The organism is Pseudobacter sp. (assembly GCF_051955275.1).
Taxonomy (GTDB): Bacteria; Bacteroidota; Bacteroidia; order Chitinophagales; family Chitinophagaceae; genus Pseudobacter.
Genome location: NZ_JBQCGW010000015.1, coordinates 1 through 18,573 on the forward strand (window position 1 = coordinate 1; position 18,573 = coordinate 18,573).

The 18,573-nt window shown below is 48.7% G+C and carries 22 protein-coding genes; 12 read left to right on the plus strand and 10 right to left on the minus strand.

From position 1 onward, the window contains the following. Window positions 1-874 (plus strand): MutS-related protein (locus ACTHMC_RS01855; RefSeq protein ID WP_440410325.1); only part of this gene is annotated, 874 nt, incomplete at its 5' end. Window positions 875-984: 110 nt separating this feature from the next. On the opposite strand, the gene ACTHMC_RS01860 is transcribed toward ACTHMC_RS01855, so the two are convergent. The 3 genes from ACTHMC_RS01860 to ACTHMC_RS01870 all read right to left on the minus strand — a co-directional run bounded on the left by ACTHMC_RS01860 (window position 985) and on the right by ACTHMC_RS01870 (window position 3,126). Beyond that, window positions 985-1,734 (minus strand): FKBP-type peptidyl-prolyl cis-trans isomerase, encoded by a 750-nt coding sequence (locus tag ACTHMC_RS01860; RefSeq protein WP_440410326.1) that lies wholly within the window; start codon window positions 1,732-1,734, stop codon window positions 985-987. A 38-nt stretch (window positions 1,735-1,772) separates the two neighbouring features. Further along, window positions 1,773-2,648 (minus strand): hypothetical protein, encoded by an 876-nt coding sequence (locus ACTHMC_RS01865; protein ID WP_440410327.1) that lies wholly within the window; start codon window positions 2,646-2,648, stop codon window positions 1,773-1,775. Window positions 2,649-2,796: 148 nt separating this feature from the next. Next, the gene (locus tag ACTHMC_RS01870; RefSeq protein WP_440410328.1) at window positions 2,797-3,126 is read right to left on the minus strand and encodes a hypothetical protein; all 330 of its coding nucleotides are present in this window, start codon (window positions 3,124-3,126) and stop codon (window positions 2,797-2,799) included. Between the two features lie 57 nt (window positions 3,127-3,183). On the opposite strand from ACTHMC_RS01870, the gene ACTHMC_RS01875 reads away from it, so the two are divergent. The 4 genes from ACTHMC_RS01875 to ACTHMC_RS01890 are packed head-to-tail and all read left to right on the plus strand — an operon-like array spanning window position 3,184 to window position 6,165. Further along, on the plus strand, window positions 3,184-3,624 hold the full coding sequence (locus ACTHMC_RS01875) for an acyl-CoA thioesterase (RefSeq protein ID WP_440410329.1): 441 nt from the start codon (window positions 3,184-3,186) through the stop codon (window positions 3,622-3,624). Between the two features lie 56 nt (window positions 3,625-3,680). Next, window positions 3,681-4,394 carry a DUF4197 domain-containing protein gene (locus tag ACTHMC_RS01880; RefSeq protein ID WP_440410330.1) on the plus strand — a complete coding sequence of 238 codons (714 nt, stop codon included), beginning with the start codon at window positions 3,681-3,683 and terminating at the stop codon, window positions 4,392-4,394. Between the two features lie 20 nt (window positions 4,395-4,414). After that, window positions 4,415-5,392: a class I SAM-dependent methyltransferase gene (locus ACTHMC_RS01885; RefSeq protein WP_440410331.1), complete on the plus strand. Its 978-nt coding sequence runs from the start codon at window positions 4,415-4,417 to the stop codon at window positions 5,390-5,392. Window positions 5,393-5,445: 53 nt separating this feature from the next. Next, the gene (locus ACTHMC_RS01890) at window positions 5,446-6,165 is read left to right on the plus strand and encodes a hypothetical protein (RefSeq protein WP_440410332.1); all 720 of its coding nucleotides are present in this window, start codon (window positions 5,446-5,448) and stop codon (window positions 6,163-6,165) included. Here the strand turns inward: ACTHMC_RS01890 and ACTHMC_RS01895 are convergent, their stop codons facing one another. After that, the gene (locus tag ACTHMC_RS01895) at window positions 6,166-6,747 is read right to left on the minus strand and encodes a methyltransferase family protein (protein WP_440410333.1); all 582 of its coding nucleotides are present in this window, start codon (window positions 6,745-6,747) and stop codon (window positions 6,166-6,168) included. A gap of 5 nt (window positions 6,748-6,752) precedes the next feature. After that, window positions 6,753-7,646 (minus strand): sensor histidine kinase, encoded by an 894-nt coding sequence (locus ACTHMC_RS01900; protein ID WP_440410335.1) that lies wholly within the window; start codon window positions 7,644-7,646, stop codon window positions 6,753-6,755. 62 nt (window positions 7,647-7,708) lie between these two features. Between ACTHMC_RS01900 and ACTHMC_RS01905 the strand changes: the two genes are divergently transcribed. Together ACTHMC_RS01905 and ACTHMC_RS01910 are read left to right on the plus strand one after the other, a co-directional pair. Beyond that, window positions 7,709-9,586 carry an ABC-F family ATP-binding cassette domain-containing protein gene (locus ACTHMC_RS01905; protein WP_440410337.1) on the plus strand — a complete coding sequence of 626 codons (1,878 nt, stop codon included), beginning with the start codon at window positions 7,709-7,711 and terminating at the stop codon, window positions 9,584-9,586. An 89-nt stretch (window positions 9,587-9,675) separates the two neighbouring features. Beyond that, on the plus strand, window positions 9,676-11,172 hold the full coding sequence (locus tag ACTHMC_RS01910) for a M28 family peptidase (RefSeq protein ID WP_440410339.1): 1,497 nt from the start codon (window positions 9,676-9,678) through the stop codon (window positions 11,170-11,172). Window positions 11,173-11,175: 3 nt separating this feature from the next. Here the strand turns inward: ACTHMC_RS01910 and ACTHMC_RS01915 are convergent, their stop codons facing one another. Further along, complete coding sequence (locus ACTHMC_RS01915) at window positions 11,176-11,832, minus strand: J domain-containing protein (RefSeq protein ID WP_440410341.1); 657 nt, start codon at window positions 11,830-11,832, stop codon at window positions 11,176-11,178. A 72-nt stretch (window positions 11,833-11,904) separates the two neighbouring features. Here ACTHMC_RS01915 and ACTHMC_RS01920 point away from each other — a divergent pair, with 72 nt between their 5' ends. Both ACTHMC_RS01920 and ACTHMC_RS01925 read left to right on the plus strand, forming a co-directional pair. Further along, window positions 11,905-12,840 (plus strand): polysaccharide deacetylase family protein, encoded by a 936-nt coding sequence (locus tag ACTHMC_RS01920; RefSeq protein WP_440410343.1) that lies wholly within the window; start codon window positions 11,905-11,907, stop codon window positions 12,838-12,840. Window positions 12,841-12,950: 110 nt separating this feature from the next. Continuing rightward, complete coding sequence (locus ACTHMC_RS01925; protein WP_440410344.1) at window positions 12,951-13,664, plus strand: DUF4397 domain-containing protein; 714 nt, start codon at window positions 12,951-12,953, stop codon at window positions 13,662-13,664. A gap of 77 nt (window positions 13,665-13,741) precedes the next feature. Here ACTHMC_RS01925 and ACTHMC_RS01930 read toward each other — a convergent pair whose 3' ends face one another. Continuing rightward, a complete protein-coding gene (locus ACTHMC_RS01930) occupies window positions 13,742-14,374 on the minus strand; it encodes an MgtC/SapB family protein (protein ID WP_440410346.1) in 633 nt (210 codons plus the stop codon). A 5-nt stretch (window positions 14,375-14,379) separates the two neighbouring features. Further along, window positions 14,380-14,910, minus strand: a complete 531-nt coding sequence (locus tag ACTHMC_RS01935; RefSeq protein WP_440410348.1) for a hypothetical protein — start codon at window positions 14,908-14,910, stop codon at window positions 14,380-14,382. A gap of 458 nt (window positions 14,911-15,368) precedes the next feature. On the opposite strand from ACTHMC_RS01935, the gene ACTHMC_RS01940 reads away from it, so the two are divergent. Next, entirely contained in the window at window positions 15,369-15,605 is a 237-nt protein-coding gene (locus ACTHMC_RS01940) for a hypothetical protein (RefSeq protein ID WP_440410349.1), read from the plus strand. 59 nt (window positions 15,606-15,664) lie between these two features. Here ACTHMC_RS01940 and ACTHMC_RS01945 read toward each other — a convergent pair whose 3' ends face one another. Then, the gene (locus ACTHMC_RS01945; protein WP_440410350.1) at window positions 15,665-16,438 is read right to left on the minus strand and encodes a hypothetical protein; all 774 of its coding nucleotides are present in this window, start codon (window positions 16,436-16,438) and stop codon (window positions 15,665-15,667) included. A gap of 80 nt (window positions 16,439-16,518) precedes the next feature. Between ACTHMC_RS01945 and ACTHMC_RS01950 the strand changes: the two genes are divergently transcribed. Beyond that, window positions 16,519-17,112 carry an RNA polymerase sigma factor gene (locus ACTHMC_RS01950; RefSeq protein WP_440410352.1) on the plus strand — a complete coding sequence of 198 codons (594 nt, stop codon included), beginning with the start codon at window positions 16,519-16,521 and terminating at the stop codon, window positions 17,110-17,112. A gap of 66 nt (window positions 17,113-17,178) precedes the next feature. Further along, window positions 17,179-18,399 carry a FecR family protein gene (locus ACTHMC_RS01955; protein ID WP_440410354.1) on the plus strand — a complete coding sequence of 407 codons (1,221 nt, stop codon included), beginning with the start codon at window positions 17,179-17,181 and terminating at the stop codon, window positions 18,397-18,399. Here the strand turns inward: ACTHMC_RS01955 and ACTHMC_RS01960 are convergent. Beyond that, the coding region (locus tag ACTHMC_RS01960; protein WP_440410356.1) for a hypothetical protein at window positions 18,389-18,573 on the minus strand (185 nt) is incomplete at its 5' end. The genes ACTHMC_RS01955 and ACTHMC_RS01960 overlap by 11 nt on opposite strands.

Genomic DNA, 18,573 nt, shown 5'->3' on the forward strand with positions numbered 1-18,573 from the left:
GGAACTGGAATGGCTGAAAAAAGTTGACGGTAAAAAGCAGCTGCCCCTGAGGAATCTGATCCGTTATGATAACCAGTTGCGTTTTCATAACCGGGAGAAGATGGGTAAAGTATTGCAGGCCCTGTACCTGCTCGATTGCTGTATTGCGGTGTCTACTACTGCAAAGGAAAATAATTTCGTTTATGCGAAAGCGTTACCAAAAGATGAAAATCTCATTCAGATCGATGATTGCAGGCATCCGGGTATCAAAAGAGCAACCGGTAATGGGGTTGTGATGAAACAGGACAATAACGTGCTGTTCCTGACCGGCGCAAATATGGCTGGTAAGTCTACCTTCATGAAAGCATTTGCTGTGGCTGTTTTCCTGGCTCATCTTGGATTTCCCGTAGCTGCAAGGTCGATGGAGTTTTCAGTGAGGGACGGCATCTATACTTCCATCAATGTGCCTGATGATCTACAGCAGGGATTCAGTCATTTTTATGCGGAAGTGCGGCGGGTGAAGATGGTGGCAGAGACGGTCAGTTCCGGAAAAAGCATGGTGGTCATCTTTGATGAACTGTTCAAAGGCACTAATGTAAAAGACGCTTATGATGCAACGCTGGCAGTAACGGAAGGATTTGCTGCCTACAGGAAATGCTGTTTTATCATTTCCACCCATATCATTGAAGTGGCGGCACCTCTGAAACAACGTTGTAACAATTTACAGTTCGTATATCTTCCTACCATCATGGAGGGCCAGTTGCCGCGGTATACATACAGGCTTGAGGAGGGAGTAACGGCAGACAGGCATGGTATGATGATCATCAGCAATGAAGGTATTGTTGAATTGATCAGAAAGAAGCAGGGTGCTCCTTCGCTCGCCTCCGGCGAGTGAGGGATATTTGGGGCTGACCCAAAAAGATTAGCCCCAAATATTTTCGCTGTGTCCGGTCGCTCGCGCCCCGGGTAATGGCGATATCCCTTTTAATATTGTTACTGAATCGCTTACTTTTTGATCACTTCCAGCAGTGACACTTCAAAGATCAATGCAGAGCCGGGTTTGATATCGGGGCCGGCGCCATTATCGCCATAAGCCAGTTCTGAAGGGATGAACAGTTTCCACTTGCTGCCCTGGGGCATGAGTTGCAGGGCTTCCGTCCAGCCGGCAATTACTCCTGTTACGGCAAAAGTGATGGGCTCGCCTCTTTTGATAGAGCTGTCGAATTCCTTGCCATCGATGAGTGTACCAGCATAATGCACTCTTACTTCATCAGCAGCAGTGGGGATGGGGCCTGAGCCTTCGTCGATCACTTCATATTGCAAACCGCTGGCGGTTGTTTTAACGCCTGGCCTTTTTTTGTTGGCTGCCAGGAACTCTTCTCCGGCTTTCTTGTTGGGGCCAGAAGATTTAGCCTTGATAGCCTGCATATGGTTCATGATGCACATCTGCATCTGCATATCGTTCATCAGGGGCTTGCCGGATTTCTGATCGGCAATAGCCTTTGTTACCATCTGGTTGTTGATATCTGTGATGCCTTGCTGCTTGTAGAAGCTGGCGAGGCTAAGGCCGATAGCATAGCTGAAAGAATCAGTTGCGTTTTTGAGTGCAACGGCAGTTGCTGGTTTTGCAACAGGTTTAGCCACGGGTTTGGATGCAGTTTTAGTGGCCGGCTTTGCAGCAACTGGTTTCTTCGTTTGCGCAACAGCTCCGAGAGCCACACAGCAGATTGCTGTAAACAGGATCGATCTTTTCATTCAAATGTTGTTTTAAGGGTTCAAATATAAAGGAAAGTTCATTGACCCGGGTACAGCGCCGCCTTTTCCAGGTAAAGGCGGGCCTGAACAGTGTCACCCTTACGCAGTAAGGCTTTGGAGAAACTCCGCAGAACATATCCTTCCTCAGGAAAAAGCATGGTATTCAATTTTAGGGTGAAGAGGGCCTTGTTAATTTCTTGCAAACTTAACTGAACCCTGCCCAGTCCATCCAGCTCACCCAGGTTCAGCACCATCTTTTTCAGATCGGCAACCAGCTGCGTGGAATCATGCACATGGTTTGTCCAGCCGGGTTGACTGTACCATTGCAACAACCAGGCGGCCCCCAGGTATTTGGGAACATAGGCTTCCTTTCTGGCTATCTGCAGCAGGTCTTTCTCAATAGATTGAAGAGGGGTTTCCACCAGCCGGTTGATCTCCTTTCCATGCTGATACATGATCAGCGTAGGCACACGGTGGATATTCTTACCACGTTCCTCATGCGTGGGGCTCTGCTTGTAATCATGTTCAGATTTACCCACGTTGATGATATGGATGGCGGCAGGCGGCACACCACATTCGTGCAGCACTTTCAGCATCCGTGGCACTTCTCTTTTACTGTCGCCGCACCAGGTGCCCATGAATATTTCGATGGTTTTGCCACGCAGCTCCGTCCGGAGTTGTGTGACGATATTGCTGTCAGGCGTATACCCGTTATAGTTAGTAATGTACCAGGTACCGAAGGGCGGTTGTTTCATGCCTTCTTCCGTGCTCTGTCCATAAAGGTCAGGATCTCCCTTTGCATCCCGTACCAGTTGGTTCACCGGCCCTGACAGTGAAGCTGAATTGATATTATGTTGACATGCTGATGTGATTATCAGCAGGCTGATAGCAGACAATAGAATATATATTCTCATGATAATGAGATTGAAATGATTAAATAGCAGGTTGTAACATTTACGCGGGGAGCACTCGCTCGCCTCTGGCGGGCACCGTGTCGCCGGAGGCGACGGCATATCCGTCACTCGCGGGGACGCGAGCAACTGCGGCACTCCGCTATTTGCATCAAATCCTTGGCGGCTGAAATATTCCCTTCGCATATGCATCGGGGAGGGGCGTACTGTGGATGGGAATAATGAGGCTTCCGGGAGCTGGTGCCGGTTGTTCAGGCAAGCTGCAAAATGAGTGATCATACATTTCTTCCGAAACCCCTTTTACGGTAAAGGCCGTACTGATATGGCCTTTGTCTGTTCCGTTCTCAGTAATGATCTTTTCGCAATCACATTTTGCAGCAGCATATGCGGCCCGCAGGCGGCATTCCCAATAGCTCATGATCCTGCCATACTGAATGGCAAGGAAACAACATAAACAAAGGAGAGCAATAAGGCGTTGCATTTGCAAAAAAGGTTGCTTCAGGAAAAATAGCCATATTTGTTGAATAAACAAATACGCATGAGTGCCTTCCTCAAACCTGTAGAGGTCCGTTGGTCAGACCTCGATCCCAATTTTCATCTCCGCCATTCTGTATATTATGATTACGGCGCTTTTGCGCGCATCAGTTTCCTCGAAGAAAATGGGCTTACCTCAGCCGTGATGGCAGCCAACCAGATCGGGCCGGTACTGTTCAGGGAAGAATGCGTGTTCAAACGCGAGATCAGGATGGGGGATAAGGTCACCATCGATGTGGAACTGCTGGCTGCCCGTGAAGACCAGAGCCGCTGGAGTATCCGCCACAATATCTGGAAGAACGGAGATACACTCTCGGCGGTGCTCACCGTAGACGGGGCCTGGATAGATGTGGCCAGGCGAAAACTTACCATACCCCCTGATAATGTGCTGCATGTGTTCAACCATATGCCTAAATCACCCGGTTTTTCGTGGATAAATAAATGATCCTTTAACAACTTTTTCTCAGTACCCGCGTTATTTTAGCCGCAAATGTTCCTGCTATGAAACGTATCCTCTTACCCCTCGTGCTGTTCGCTTCCATTGGTAGTTTCGCCCAGGGTGGGCTGCTCAGGAAAGCAAACGATCTTTTAGGAAAATCAAAATCCGGCAGCGGTTTATCTACGGAAGAAATCGTGTCCGGTCTCAAAGAGGCGCTGAGCCTCGGTGCTACCAACGGCGCCAATAAATTATCTGCAGTGGATGGCTTTTTTGCCAATGCTGCCATCAAGGTACTGATGCCACCCGAGGCACAGAAAGTGGAATCCACGCTTCGCAGTATGGGCATGGGCAAACTGGTGGATGACGCCATCCTCAGTATGAACAGGGCAGCAGAAGATGCCGCCAAATCTGCCGCCCCTATTTTCCTGGATGCCGTTAAAGGCATGAGCTTCCAGGATGCCCTGGGTATCCTCCGTGGCAGTGATACGGCAGCAACCAGCTACCTCAAGGGTAAAACTCTCGCCAGCCTCACCAGTGCTTTTACTCCTGCCATCGACAGCGCCCTGCAGAAAACAGGCGCCACCAAACACTGGAAGAGTGTTTTTGAAGCTTACAATAAAATACCACTGGCTAAAAAAGTCAATACAGATCTCTCCGGTTATGTTACCGATCGCGCTCTCAACGGCCTCTTCTTCCAGGTAGCCCAGGAAGAGCAGAAGATCCGTAAGGACCCAGCCGCCCGCGTAACCGAAACTTTGAAAAAAGTATTTGGATAAGCTTTCCCTACTTTTGCGGCATGAACACGGAAAAGTTCAACATGTTCCGCAACAGGCTGGTGAAAGTGTACAAACATATTCACAAACAGGCACGTCGTCAGAACATCACCTGTTACAGGGTGTATGATCACGACCTGCCTGAATTTCCTTTCTGCATCGAGATCTACGACAATTACATTTACCTGGCGGAATACAAGCGAAGGCATGGTCTTACAGAAGAAGAACACGAACAATGGCTGGAAGACTGCATTGTGATCATCAGTGAGATCCTGGAACTGCCATCAGACAATGTGTTCATCAAACAGCGTCAGCGCAAGGCAGGCAGGCTGGGGCAGTACCAACGGGTAGATACAACCGATGCTTTCTTCAATGTGCAGGAAGCCGGTCTCAGTTTCAAAGTGAACCTCTCCGATTATCTTGACACGGGTCTATTCCTGGATCACCGCATCACACGCGGTATGGTCCGCGATGCTGCCGCCGGCAAGCGCGTGCTCAACCTTTTCTGTTATACCGGCTCTTTCTCCGTATATGCCGCCGCTGGTAATGCAGCTTCCGTTACTTCTGTTGATCTTTCCAAAACCTATATCAAATGGGCAGAAGACAATATGGTGCTGAATAATTTCTTCGATCCCCAAAAACATCATTTCCTGCACGCAGATGTGCTGCAATACCTGGATACACTGGCGCCGGATTCTTTTGACCTGGTGATCATGGACCCGCCTACATTCAGCAACAGCAAGCGTATGAAAGACTTTCTCGATATCCAGGAAGATCATGCCGTGCTGCTGAACAAAGTGCTGAAAGCACTCTCACCCGGTGGCGTCATTTACTTCAGCACCAATTACAGGCGTTTTGAACTGGACAGGGAAAATATTCAGACCGATGCTATCCGCGATATCACCAGGGCCACCACACCCTTTGATTTTCAGGGTAAGTTATTCCGATGGTGCTACAGGCTGGATGCAAAAAGCGACGCTCCGGCAAATCAATCCGCTTAATGCAGCAGGGATTTCGTAAATTAAGGTGCGAAGCAAACCTTATATACCTTTTTATGAAACGGCTACTTCTTTCAGTTCTGGCCATAACCTTCCTGTATCTGTTCAGCCATGCACAGGGGCAGGCCACTAACTTCAACCCCAATGCACAAAGCCCGGTCATCTATCTTTCCGATCTTCAGGGCAGGCGGGCGACCGAAGAATGGAACCAGACAGCAATCAAAGGCACTCCCTTCTTTACCAAAAGCTGGGGAACCGCATCGGTAACGTTGAAGGATAACCGCACATTCAAGAACGTTCCCGTCAGACTGAACTGCGTAAACAATACCCTTCATTATCTTACCAGCAACAAAGAAGAAATGATAGCTCCTGACGGAGCCATCAAAGAGTTACTGCTCATAGACTCCGCTGAATCGGGTGTAAAGGAATACCAGTTTGTGAGTGGCTATCCTGCCATTGGCAGGCATACGGCATTCACTTTTTACGAGCGTCAATTGAATGGCAAAACACAGTTGCTGGTGTTCACCAAAAAGCGGATGCTGGAAAGCCGTCCGCTTGGCAGTGCCGCGCCGGAAAAGGAATACCTGGGCGTGGAGCAATATTTTGTTTTCAAAGATGGCGAGATGCATGAATGGCAGAAAGGAAAAGATTTCCTGCTGAACCTGTTATCAGACAAAAGGGATGTTGTGGAATCATACATCAAGGAACAGAGGCTGAAGTGCAGGTCGGAAGAGGACCTGAAGAAGGTGCTTTCTTTTTACAATTCAAATTCCTGATCAGATAAACGGGATCAACATAGGAACCCTTTGCTGATAAATGATATAAGCTTCGCCGAAGATCCGGCGGAGCTTTTTTTCTTCAAACAGGGTACCGATACAGGTATACAATGTTATCATAAAAGCCGTAATGCCATTCAGGGAAGTGGGGAAGAGCAGGAACAGGCACCAGACAAGCAGGATGGTGCCCGTGTAGAGCGGATGACGGACAAAGCGGTTCAGTCCGCCTGTTTCCAGTTGCTGGCCGGACAGCTTTTGGGGAAAGAGTACATCGATGCCACTGAGGTGAAAGAAATATTTCCGGATGCAGATGCCCATGATCAGCAGTGATCCGATGAGCGGCAGGAGCACCATGATCTTCACAAATACGGGCAAGCTGAAAAGCGGCAGATCCCGGTAACTGAATTGAAACAGGAGGATGGCGCCCAGGATCAAAAAGTTAAGTATCGAATAATAAAGTCTGTAGTACCTGAATTGCTTTCCCATCAGCCGGCTGAAAAATGCTTTCACCGGTTCCGCTGCCAGCAGGCTGTGGAGCAAGCCGAAAACAATCCAGAATATGATCAGCCAGGTTTGCATCATTGTGATTAAAGATGGAATGAAACAGCCAGCGAGCAGCCATTTTCCGGCGCGGAATGCAGCAGCATCTTTCCGTTCACCTGTTCCAGCCTGCTGCGGATATTGGTAAGCCCCATGCCGGGTATGATCTGTTCCGGATCAAATCCTTTGCCATTATCGCTGACGGTAAGGTGAACCGTCTTTTTTTGTTGCTCCAGGTGGATCTTCATATGATCGGCCTCTGCATGTTTGAGCACATTGTTCAGCTGTTCCTGGATGATCCGGTAGATCATCAGCTGCACCGGCTCAGACAATTCATTTTCTTTCACCCCCTGGATCCGCAGGTCAATGTGGAGGGTATTCACCACTTCTATTGCTTTCACCAACTGCTCGATGCTGGTAAGCAATCCGTATTCATGCAGGGCAGGAGGCAGTAAAGAACGGCTGAGGTGCCTGATCTCTTCGATCACCTGTTTGATATAGTCTGAAGATTTTTCCAGCAGTTCCTGCTGCATGCCTTTATTAACCTGCGCATGCTGCACATATAATTTCACCACACCCAGGAGCTGGTTGATATTGTCGTGTAATTCTTCGCCCAGTTTTTTTCTTTCTCCTTCCTGTGCCTTGAGGATGGCCGTTACCAGTTCTTCCCGGTGCTTCTCCCTTTCCGCTTCAAGGCGCTGCTCCAGCCATTTATCGCGCGCGAACTCTATGTCTGTGAATATCCGCCGGCTTCCGAAGTAGATCAGCACAGCAGCCAGGATCATGAACAGTACACCTTTTGAGTGCTGTATCATGGAATACAGTTCAAGATCATCCTGTGTGAACTTACGGGAAAGAAGATCGGATGCAAAGATCCAGGTGATGCCGAAAACCAGGAAAATGGCGGCCAGTTTAATAGAGGAGGAGTACGGGTTTTTCATAACGGGTAAATGGAGACACAATAATACAATATTGCGATAAAAAAACATGATATCTTTGCGGGATGCATTACGTTTCAGTTGAAGGGCTTACAAAATCATATGGCATCAAGCCACTGTTTTCCGGTATTTCTTTTCATATAGAGGAGGGCGACAAGATCGCACTGGTTGCCCGCAATGGCAGCGGCAAAAGCACCCTGCTCCGAATTCTCAGCGGGGCCGAAACGGCCGATGAAGGCAGCGTATGGATCAACAAAGAAGTTACTGTTGCACTCTTTGAGCAGGAACCCGAATTCCATGAGGGATGGAGTGTGCTGGATAATATCTTCCATCACAATCACCCCGTGATCAATGCCATCAAGGATTACGAAGCCCTCAGCGAAACAAGCGATCCCGAAAAACTGAGCGCTGCCATCATCAGAATGGACGAGATGGGCGCCTGGGACTTTGATGCCAAAGTGAAGCAGATCCTCGGCAAGCTGAATATCCACCAACTCAATCAGCCTGTAGGCACTCTTAGCGGCGGCCAACGGAAAAGAGTTGCATTGGCCAAAACACTCATCGATATAGGTTTTGAGCACAAGCACGTACTGCTGATCATGGACGAACCTACCAACCACCTGGATGTGGAAATGGTGGAATGGCTGGAGCATTACCTCAGCCAGCAGCATATCACCCTGCTGCTGGTGACCCACGACCGCTACTTCCTGGATGCCGTATCGGAAGAGATCTGGGAACTTGACCGCAGCGATCTCTTTGTGTACAAAGGCGATTACGAGAATTATATCGAGAAGAAGGCAGCCCGTCAGGAAAGCGATGCTGCCAGTATCGACAAAGCCCGAAATACCTATCGCAAGGAGCTGGAATGGATGCGCAAGCAGCCAAAGGCCCGGACCACCAAATCCAAGAGCCGCCAGGATAATTTCTATGAAGTGGAGGCAAGAGCCAAGCAGCGCATAGAAGAACAGCAACTGCAATTGCAGGTGAAAATGAGCAGGCTGGGTGGAAAAGTGATAGAGCTGAAAAAAGTGTACAAGAGCTACGGAGAAAAAACGATCCTCAAAGGATTCGATTATACTTTCAAAAAAGGAGAACGCGCAGGCGTGGTTGGTAAGAACGGTGTGGGTAAATCCACCTTCATCAATATTCTCCAGGGACTGGAAGAAGCGGACAGTGGCAAGATCAATATTGGTGAGACCGTTATTTTCGGCAACTACTCTCAGGGTGGCCTGGTGATCAAGGAAGATATGAGGGTGATAGAATTTGTGAAGAATATTGCTGAGAGCTTTCCACTGGCCAGTGGCGGCTCCCTGAGCGCCGCACAGTTCCTGCAACTCTTTCTCTTTCCGCCCGAACAGCAATACACCTATATATCCAGCCTCAGCGGTGGTGAAAAAAGAAGACTGCACCTGCTCAGTATCCTCTTCCGCAATCCCAACTTCCTCATCCTGGATGAGCCTACCAACGACCTGGACCTGCCCACGCTGGCAGTGCTGGAGAACTTTCTCAGCGAATTCCAGGGCTGTCTGCTGATCGTTTCGCACGACCGTTATTTTATGGACAGACTGGTAGACCACCTGTTCGTATTCGATGGAGATGGCGTGGTGCGCGACTTCCCGGGCAACTATAGCCAGTACCGCCTGAGCAAAAAAGAAGAAGAGCAGAAAGAAGCTCCCCCCAAAGCAGCAGAGATTAAACAGGAAAAACCTGCTGCCAAACCCGAAGAAAAGAAACGTCTTTCCTTTAAAGAAAAACGCGAATTTGAAACACTGGAAAAGGAAATTGCAGCGCTGGGACAGGAGAAGGATGCAGTGAATGAAAAGCTCAACAGCGGAAGCGTACCTTTTGATGAACTGCAGCAACTGAGCTTGCGTATTGGTGAGATCACGGCATTGCTGGATGAAAAAGAACTGAGATGGCTGGAGTTGAGTGAATTTGAATAACCACTCAACATCTGTATATCGCCACTCACCCTAACAGGTGATAGTTTTACTGAACCCCTTTATATTTTACCGTTTAGAAATTGGGAATAATGAAATCATACTTACTCATCGCCTTCACAGGCATGTCATTGGCTGCGTTTGCTCAAAAGCCAGCCAATCCAAAACCGTATGCAGCCACTATTACTGCTGCAGAACTCAAAACGCATCTGTACATCGTAGCCGGAAAAGAAATGGAAGGCCGGGAAACCGCCACGGAAGGGCAGCGAAAAGCCGCAGCCTATATCCAGGACCATTTCAAAGCGCTTGGACTGGCCCCCGGAAACGGAACCAGCTACCAGCAGGCATTTCCTGTTTACAGGGATAAGGATGGCAAGACCTCCATTGAAGTGAATGGTAAAGAATTCAGTGAAGTAATGCCAGCCAACGCCGGTGAAGCCACTTACTATCTCAGTGAAGTAGTATTTGTGGGCGATGGTATCACAGACAGTACGCACGACAGTTACAAGGGACTTGATGTTGCCGGCAAAGCAGTACTGGTAATGCCAGGCAAAGCAACAGGTGGAGGCGGGCGCCGCCGCACCCCAGGTTCAAACTTTGCTGAGAATGCCCGGCTGCATGGTGCTGCCGTGGTCCTCTATGTTAACCCTGCTGTAAGAGCAGGCAGAAATTATGGCGGCTATATGTATACACAGGCATTCAAGCCCACAGCAGGACCGAACTCTTTCCATATTTCCGGTGCAGTGGCAAAGGCCATCATGGGCGAAGCCGCTTACAATGCCGACAGTGCCGCTGTAAAAAATGGCAATGCCGTTTCGAAAACATACAAAGCCGACCTGCTTTTACAGAACAGTAAATCCATCGAGCGCCTGGAAAGCACCAATGTGCTGGGCGTTATTGAAGGCACTGATAAAAAAGACGAATACCTGTTCGTTACCGCTCACTATGATCATATCGGTATGCATGATGGAGTGATCAATTATGGCGCGGATGATGACGGGTCAGGTACTGTGGCCATCATCGAAATGGCGCAGGCATTCATGAAAGCAAAAGCCGAAGGAAAAGGACCACGCAGAACCATCGTGTTCATGTGCGTATCCGGTGAAGAGAAAGGTCTTTGGGGTTCCGAGTACTACAGCGATCATCCTATCTTCCCCCTGGAGAAGACCACGGTAGATCTCAATATCGATATGATCGGAAGGATCGATCCCCTGCACAAGGGTAAGGACAGCGCCAATTATGTTTATGTGGTAGGAGATGACAAACTGAGCTCGGATCTGCGCCCCATCAGCGAAGCTGCCAACAAGAAATATACGAAGATGGCGCTGGACTACAAGTTCAATGCGCCTAATGATCCTGAGCGTATCTATTACCGCAGCGACCATTACAATTTCGCACGCAAGGGAGTTCCTGTGATCTTCTATTTCAACGGTGTGCATGCTGATTATCACAAACCAACTGATACGCCCGACAAGATCAATTATGAGCTGCTTGCAAAGCGTACCCAGCTTGTGTTCTATACTGCCTGGGAAATGGCCAACAGGAATGAAATGCTGAAGCGTGATATTCCTTTACCTGGCATGAACTGATAATTACCAGGTGTCTGCCGCAATGATCATCAGCCAGCAAACCAAAGCAATGATCAGCAGCACCACCAGCCATTTATAGCGGTCCCAGCGATCGCGTTGCTCTTTGGTACGAAGCGCCTGCTGCAAAAGCAGTTTCATTTCCTGATCTTCACCGGCCAGCTGCATGAGCTTTTCATGCACCGGACTGTGATCTTTCAGCGGCAATGGAGCTGCGGCCTGCAGCAGGTTCTTTATTATACGGCGGTTGGTATCCGTGAGGTTGAACTGGTGGAGGATATTGATATTGGTTTCATCCAGCAGCTGTATGATATGGAAGGAGAGTGAGCGGTAATCCACCTGGAACTCATTCATCCTGCCTACCGAATCCGTCAGTTGCTGCGAAGCGGCCAGCAGTTCCTGGGGCGTAAGGGGCCGCTGGGTATAAGCTGCCCCTACCTTGCGGGTATACCAGCGGTTGTAATTGTATTCCTCTCTTTTCTCTGCATCGCTGAGAATATCGTAGGCTTCCTGCACTTCCACAAAGCGCGCGGCAGCCAGGTGATCACCATCGTTTTTGTCGGGATGGTACTTAACGGCCAGTCTTCTGTAAGACTTCTTGATTTCCTGTAAAGTGGCTACAGGCGTTACCTCCAGGATCTTATAATAATCTTTTACAATCATGTATTGAATCGCAACAAAACTATACCTTGCACCGTTTACAAAAAAGTTTGATTCTTATTACCATCAATGTCTATGAAAACCCTGCTTCAACAACCCTTTGCGATCCTTCGCACCGTAGCCCTCGTATTGTCAGCCAGCAGCCTGCTGTATGCCTGCAACCTGAGCACCGATGCCAATGCATCTGTCACCAATGCCAAGGCAGCGCCTGATACAACGGTTACCACCAATTCAAACACAAAGACTGAGTCAGTGACCCCGGAAACAGCCACGGCTGCAGATCCCGGCAGTATCAAAGTGGCCGATGCCGCCACCATCCTGGCCCGCCCGGAGGTTCCCATTCTTTGTTATCACCAGATCCGCGACTGGAAGCCTACCGATTCCAAATCGGCCCGCGATTATATTGTGCCCGAAGAAGCCTTCCGCGCACAGATGAAGATGCTGGCAGACAGCGGCTATCATACCATCTTACCTGATCAGCTTTATGAATACCTCAATACCGGCAAAGCACTTCCCTCCAAACCGGTAATACTTACCTTTGATGATACGGACCTTGACCAGTTCACATTTGCCAGGCCGGTTATGGAGAAATACAACTTCAAAGGCGTATTCTTTGTGATGACCGTTTCACTGGGCAGACCCCGTTATATGAGCAAGGAGCAGGTGAAAGCCCTCTCCGATGCAGGCCATGCGATCGGCTCCCATACCTGGGACCATCACAATGTGAAAAAATACCAGGGTGACGACTGGAAGATCCAGATCGAAAAGCCGTCCAAGCAACTGGAAGAGATCACCGGAAAGCGTATTCAGTATTTTGCCTATCCTTTCGGGCTCTGGAACCCGCAGGCCATTCCAGAACTGAAGAAGCGCGGCATGATCGCAGCTTTTCAGTTGTATGCGCCCCGCGACCAGCAGGATCCCCTCTTCACTATCAGGAGGATCATTGTGCCAGGAACCTGGAGCGGCCCCACACTGGCAGCCCGCATGAGGAGCAGCTTTGGAAGTAAATAGCAGAAAATGAGGATGCAACGGTAATGATCTTAAAGTTGTCTAATTGCTTTGGACAAATAATTCTATATTGTTACCCTCATTTTTCATTTACTCATCAAAATAGTAAAAAAGTGCAAAGAACGAATCGAATCATGGCCTGGGGATTGGTATTGGCATTGAGTACCATTACATTAAGCGGCTGTTTGAAGTCAAGTACCACGGAGCCCGAGAAGCTGACTTATCTCTACCTCATGCATATGGCTCCTACGGCACCAGCTGTAGATCTTTATTTCAATGCTCAGAAAGCGAGCAACAATTCCATCAGTTACAATGCGGTTTCCGGTTCTTATGCCGGTGTGAAACCCGGAACTTTTGAGGTTTCTTACAAAAAAGGTGGTGGAGACAGTATAGTGGCTGTTGTTCCCACTGCTATCTATGATACCCTTCGCCCGTATACCCTGTTGCTGTATTCTGATGTGGCAGGAAACGGAAGGGCAACAAAGATCTATGACAACGTGAACGATGTGAGCAATGATAAAGCCAATTACCGTTTCTGGCACCTGGCCAATGATGTGGACGAAGTTGATTTTTACATCGGAAATACAAAGGTTGATGCAGGCCGTTCCCTGGCAGACAATGTTGGAGGGACCTTCTATAATACATTTGAACAATCCGAGCCCGGCACCTACAAGCTCTCTGTGAAAAAAGCAGGTACTGAAGAAGTGCTGGCTGAGTCCTCAGAGGCAAACCTGGTGAGGGGCGGTGTTTATACTATTTTCCTGAAAGGACAAAAAGCAGGTACAGGCGCCAAAGAACTCCAGGTTGGCGTAGTAAGGAATTTCTAAGATTTGTAGTTCCCAACGTACCGTACTTATGATAAGCTTAGTACCGCCATCCTGAAAGGGATGGCGGTTTTTTGTTTTTAAAGTTCAAACTTGCTGATCTTGGGATCGGCCAGCAGGGCTTCCACCAGCTTTTCCTGGTTCACTTTGGAACCCTGCACCCGCCAGCTGCACTGCATCTGATCATCCACCTTCACTCTTTTTTCGAGCTCAAATTTCAGGTGAAAGCCCCGCATCAATTCCTCGTAATGGGCCACAATACCCGGCTCATAGGGCCGGACGATCAAATAGGTCCTCTCCTTGTTCACTCTTTCTATCCATTGCTCTACTTTTATAAAGCCAGCCAGCACCAATAATATAAGGGCGGTGGCGCCCAGCGCTTCCAGGTACATACCACTGCCAACGGCCATGCCGGCGGCTGCGGTAACCCAAATGGTAGCTGCCGTGGTAATGCCGTTCACGCCGCGGTCGCTTTTGAAGATCACTCCAGCGCCTATGAAACCGATGCCGGTAACGATATTGGAAGCGATCCTGTCGATAGTGCCATTGCCCAGACTGATGGAAACGATCATGAACAGGCAGGAGCCCAGGGAGATAAGGGTGAGCGTACGAAGCCCGGCCGATTTATCCCGGTGTTCCCTTTCGATGCCCAGCACCAGGCCGATGGCCATAGCTACCAGTAGTCTTTCAATCACTTCAATGAGGGTGAGCATGCAAATCAGATATTTGAATTGGCATTGGGATCTTCCTCCTCACTCTCCTTGTCCACACTATACTGGTTGTTCTCTTCATCTTCCTCTCCAAGGGCCTCATCGGCATCATCTTCTTCTGCCCCAGGCACATCCAGGTCGTCCCCGTCCAGGCCTCCTTCCTCATTGAGAGGATCGCCATCCCCATCCACTTCATCCAGGCGGGTATGGCGCATGCGCTCATCGTCCGTATCGGATTCTCCCGCCGTATCCAGCAGTTCCAGCTCCTCCGGTGTTATATTGGAGTCCTCGTCCAGCAACTCCTCGTCATCATCAAAAATATCATCACCTTCCTCATCACTGGAGGAGATGGTGGTATCGCGGAACTCATTCATTTTCGGGGGACGGATATGCTCCTGTCCGGGAATGTCTTTCACATCGGGTAATTCAATGGAGTCAGGCTCCTGCGTTGGGTCCTCTTTTTCTTCTTCCGATGCATTCCCTTTCTTTTTGTTGCTGGCAGTGTTGCCATTTGGATTGTCCTGTGTACTTTTTTTCATGATCCTGAATTTTAGATGGGGTGAAAAAACTTATGCCTGTTCGCAAGAGCCGGTTGTGCCGATAACGTCGAGAGGTTTCCACAGCCGTGTGGAGTCCTTTCCACGGGAACCTGCTCATCTGGTAGTCATAAGGGTAGGGATCTTTGTCAGAGTTAGAACCAGGGCGGAAAGTTAGAGGGCTAACAAAGATCAGGATAATTGTGGTTTTAAAATTGCATACAGGGGCGTTATGTATGGCGATTATTTTTTTTGTGTAAAATTTCAGGTTAATTGCGCAGATCGGTTGGGATTTACAGTACCTTTATAGAAGTTCATACCCTGCAACTCCTACGATTTTGTGTTATCCCAGCACCTGCCATAGATGTTCAACATGAGATTATTGCTATATGTTCATCCGATTGTCTGCTTTTGAGAAAATGAAGGAAAAATAATCCGTTCATCGTTAAATCTTATGGGTCATGAAAAAGTACAAAGCAAACAGCCTGGCAGTTACCATTGACAGTACCCCGTTGAGAATTGTTGATCGTCAAATTTCTGAACAATCTGTAGTTACATTACAGGTACAACAGTCGGGGTTAACCGAAGTGAGGAAGGTGCCGCCTCCAAGTGAAGAACTGGTGAGCAGGCTAAACGCTCTCGGAAGAGAATACCCCTTCTGCGTAAGTCAGAAGCCCGGAAATCATTTTATTCTGTAAGAACTTTTGTAAGGCTTACCCGAAAAGAAGAGGGCGCTCATTGTATGAGCTGCCCTCTTTTATTTTATCAGGAAACTGAAAGTACGCTGATGGTTCTGGTGATAGCAGGTCAGCAGCTGTTGCAATCCGGTATCTGCCTCCATCTGCTCAAATGCATAAGCCCTCACATTCTTCAGATATGCTTCTTTACTGGTATAGTTTTCCATGAATTTTTTCTGGCCTGCATTGAGGTAGCTGCGGAAAATGGCTGTACAGGCAGGTTGCCTTTCTCCATTATCGATGGGAGAAAAAATGGCTTCAAATACAAAGGCCTCCAGTTCCGTATAGTCCTTTTTCCAGTCTTCCTCCCTGATCCCGTTCAGGGTAATGCAGATATGCGAGGTGATGGAACTGTCTGCACGCACACCATCTGCATAATAGAACCGCGATGCCACTTTCATTACCTCGTTAATGGTATAGGTATTTACAATGAAAGGCTTGCCGGTAAAAGGGGCGGTCATGTTCTCAAAATGTTTCATGAATACAGGGTTCCGGCTGATGCTGTCTGCATACTTTGCCTTTATTTTATTAGTATCCGGATACAGCGATTCATATCCGCTTTGAAAACTTGTTTTGTTAGTGAGCAGGTATTCAAATCTTCTGTGGTACTTCAGAAGTTTCATTCCCACGCTGTCCCCCGCCGGCGAAACAATCGCAGGCCAAACACCAATATACTTCTCGCCGTCTTCTTCAAACTGCTGGGCTTTCAGTTGTATATATTTTGAGATGAACGACTGGCTGAAGGCTGACTGGCAGCCGCCAGTAATCAGGAGGAGAAGGATAAGAAATTTCATTGATAAGGTTGGTTGATCAGGTTCTTATCAATATACAAAATATTTATTTTACTATTGCAATACCAATCCCTGCCAACCCCTTGACAGCTGCCGCATCATCATATAATATCAGGCAATTGCTGGAACTGACCGCCCGTTCAGACCAGCAGGCATTCACGCAGCTTTTCCATCTTCTCCGCAATCAGGCTTATTCCCACGCATTTGCACTTGTTCAGTCGGCTGTACTGGCAGAAGAGATCGTGCAGGAAGTATTCCTCAAGCTCTGGATGAAAAGAGAAGACCTTTCCGACATCGATAACCTGGAAGCCTACCTGGCTACCATGATCAGGCACCGCGCCTTCCGCACGCTGAAGAATATTGCCCGCTACAACAGCATCCTGCAGGAAACTTCACAGGCTGAATGGCTTTTTAGTCAGCAGTTGCAGGAACTGCTGCAGCAGAAAGAATTTGCCGCCATCATCAGGGATGCCATAGAAGCACTGCCACTACAACAGAAACAGGCCTGGATGCTGAACCGCGACCAACAACTGCCCCGCAGCAAAGTAGCCGAGATCATGGGGCTTTCGCCGGAAACCGTGAAAGTGCACCTGGCCCATGCCATGCGTTCCGTAAAGGCTTACTGCCAGGCCCGCATCGAGTTTGCCATCGTTCTCCTGCTGATGCTTGAAAAATAATTTTCCCAAGGCATTAACCCAACCATCTTCCCACAGGGCTCAGTTAGCATATACCCATCTTGCCTTATGGATCAACAAACACCATCGATCGAATGGTTATTGAGCAGGTTCTTCAGCGGAGAAGCAACAGCAGCCGAAAAAGCGCTGCTATTCGAATACCTGAAAGACCCCGTACATGATGCAACACTGAAACAGTGGATCAATAGTATTGAACCGGCCAGCCTGAATGCAAAGTCATTTCCCGAAGGCACCGCCAAAGGTATGCTGGAAGCCATCTTCAGGGCCGGTACACCTAATGCGGAGAGCTATACGGTTATCAGGAAACCCGGCTCACGCAGGTACTGGTATGCAGCAGCCATCCTGCTGGTATTGCTGGGCGCTGGCACCTGGTTCCTCTTGTTGCCTGGAAAAGGAAAAACAAACAGCGGTGATAATGCGGCAACAGGCAGGCTGGCGCTGCAACCCATTCAGCCAGGTTCCAACAAGGCGGTACTGATCCTCGGAGACGGCCGTGAGGTGAAACTGGATGACAAGGGAGATCAACTGGTGGATGCAGGTTCGGGCGACAGTATCACCCGGAGCAATGCCATGCTGGATTACACGGATCTGCATCGCTCGGGCAAAAATGAAGAGAGGTTGCCTGAATTCCATACCCTCTCCACTCCTAAAGGAGGGCAGTTCCAGCTCACGCTGTCAGATGGTTCCAGGGTGTGGCTGAATGCAGCGAGCGCCATCCGCTTCCCTGCCACCTTTGGCGCGGAGCGTGAGATTGAAGTGAAGGGAGAAGTGTATGTAGAAGTAAAACAGGACCCTAATAAACCATTTATTATCCGCAGTACGGATGCAACGGTGCAGGTACTGGGCACCAGTATCAATATCAATGCTTATGAGAATGAAGATGCAGTGAATGTGACCCTGGTAAATGGCTCCGTGCGCGTGCTGAAAGGAAAAACACAAACGGCAAACCAGGTGGTGTTGCATCCGGGACAGCAAGCTCAGTTATACCCTGGCAATGATAAAAAGATAGAAGTGAAACAGGTGGATGTGCAGCAGCAGATCGCCTGGAAGAACGGATTATTCAGTTTCAAAAGCACCGATATAGCTGCGCTGATGCGGCAGATGGAAAGATGGTACAATGTAAATGTGATTTATCCGAAAGGTATTCCTGCCGACAGGTTCAGTGGCACGATACCCCGCTCCGTAAACCTAAACCAGTTCCTCGATATTCTACAGTATAGCGATATAAAAGCTACAGTGGACGGCAAATCCGTAATCATTAAACCTTAATCGGCAGCACTGCTGTAAAAAGAAAGCCGGGAGTGAGGAAGCACTTCCGGCGGGCTTTGGCAGAAGCTGCTACTCTGCAATGTGGATACAACTGCACCGCCAGTGATGGCGGATAGCTATTCTTTAACCAAAACTGAAGCAAAGGTATGCTTTTAAAAATTCCTGTTATCTGCT

Excerpts from the sequence above, each read along its gene's own strand:
- ACTHMC_RS01905 (WP_440410337.1), top strand. The coding sequence starts at position 7,709 with ATGCATTACGTTTCAGTTGAAGGGCTTACAAAATCATATGGCATCAAG.
- ACTHMC_RS01915 (WP_440410341.1), bottom strand. The coding sequence starts at position 11,832 with ATGATTGTAAAAGATTATTATAAGATCCTGGAGGTAACGCCTGTAGCC.
- ACTHMC_RS01875 (WP_440410329.1), top strand. The coding sequence starts at position 3,184 with ATGAGTGCCTTCCTCAAACCTGTAGAGGTCCGTTGGTCAGACCTCGAT.
- ACTHMC_RS01895 (WP_440410333.1), bottom strand. The coding sequence starts at position 6,747 with ATGATGCAAACCTGGCTGATCATATTCTGGATTGTTTTCGGCTTGCTC.
- ACTHMC_RS01865 (WP_440410327.1), bottom strand. The coding sequence starts at position 2,648 with ATGAGAATATATATTCTATTGTCTGCTATCAGCCTGCTGATAATCACA.
- ACTHMC_RS01885 (WP_440410331.1), top strand. The coding sequence starts at position 4,415 with ATGAACACGGAAAAGTTCAACATGTTCCGCAACAGGCTGGTGAAAGTG.
- ACTHMC_RS01920 (WP_440410343.1), top strand. The coding sequence starts at position 11,905 with ATGAAAACCCTGCTTCAACAACCCTTTGCGATCCTTCGCACCGTAGCC.
- ACTHMC_RS01900 (WP_440410335.1), bottom strand. The coding sequence starts at position 7,646 with ATGAAAAACCCGTACTCCTCCTCTATTAAACTGGCCGCCATTTTCCTG.
- ACTHMC_RS01935 (WP_440410348.1), bottom strand. The coding sequence starts at position 14,910 with ATGAAAAAAAGTACACAGGACAATCCAAATGGCAACACTGCCAGCAAC.
- ACTHMC_RS01940 (WP_440410349.1), top strand. The coding sequence starts at position 15,369 with ATGAAAAAGTACAAAGCAAACAGCCTGGCAGTTACCATTGACAGTACC.
- ACTHMC_RS01955 (WP_440410354.1), top strand. The coding sequence starts at position 17,179 with ATGGATCAACAAACACCATCGATCGAATGGTTATTGAGCAGGTTCTTC.
- ACTHMC_RS01890 (WP_440410332.1), top strand. The coding sequence starts at position 5,446 with ATGAAACGGCTACTTCTTTCAGTTCTGGCCATAACCTTCCTGTATCTG.
- ACTHMC_RS01870 (WP_440410328.1), bottom strand. The coding sequence starts at position 3,126 with ATGCAACGCCTTATTGCTCTCCTTTGTTTATGTTGTTTCCTTGCCATT.
- ACTHMC_RS01860 (WP_440410326.1), bottom strand. The coding sequence starts at position 1,734 with ATGAAAAGATCGATCCTGTTTACAGCAATCTGCTGTGTGGCTCTCGGA.
- ACTHMC_RS01880 (WP_440410330.1), top strand. The coding sequence starts at position 3,681 with ATGAAACGTATCCTCTTACCCCTCGTGCTGTTCGCTTCCATTGGTAGT.
- ACTHMC_RS01910 (WP_440410339.1), top strand. The coding sequence starts at position 9,676 with ATGAAATCATACTTACTCATCGCCTTCACAGGCATGTCATTGGCTGCG.
- ACTHMC_RS01930 (WP_440410346.1), bottom strand. The coding sequence starts at position 14,374 with ATGCTCACCCTCATTGAAGTGATTGAAAGACTACTGGTAGCTATGGCC.
- ACTHMC_RS01945 (WP_440410350.1), bottom strand. The coding sequence starts at position 16,438 with ATGAAATTTCTTATCCTTCTCCTCCTGATTACTGGCGGCTGCCAGTCA.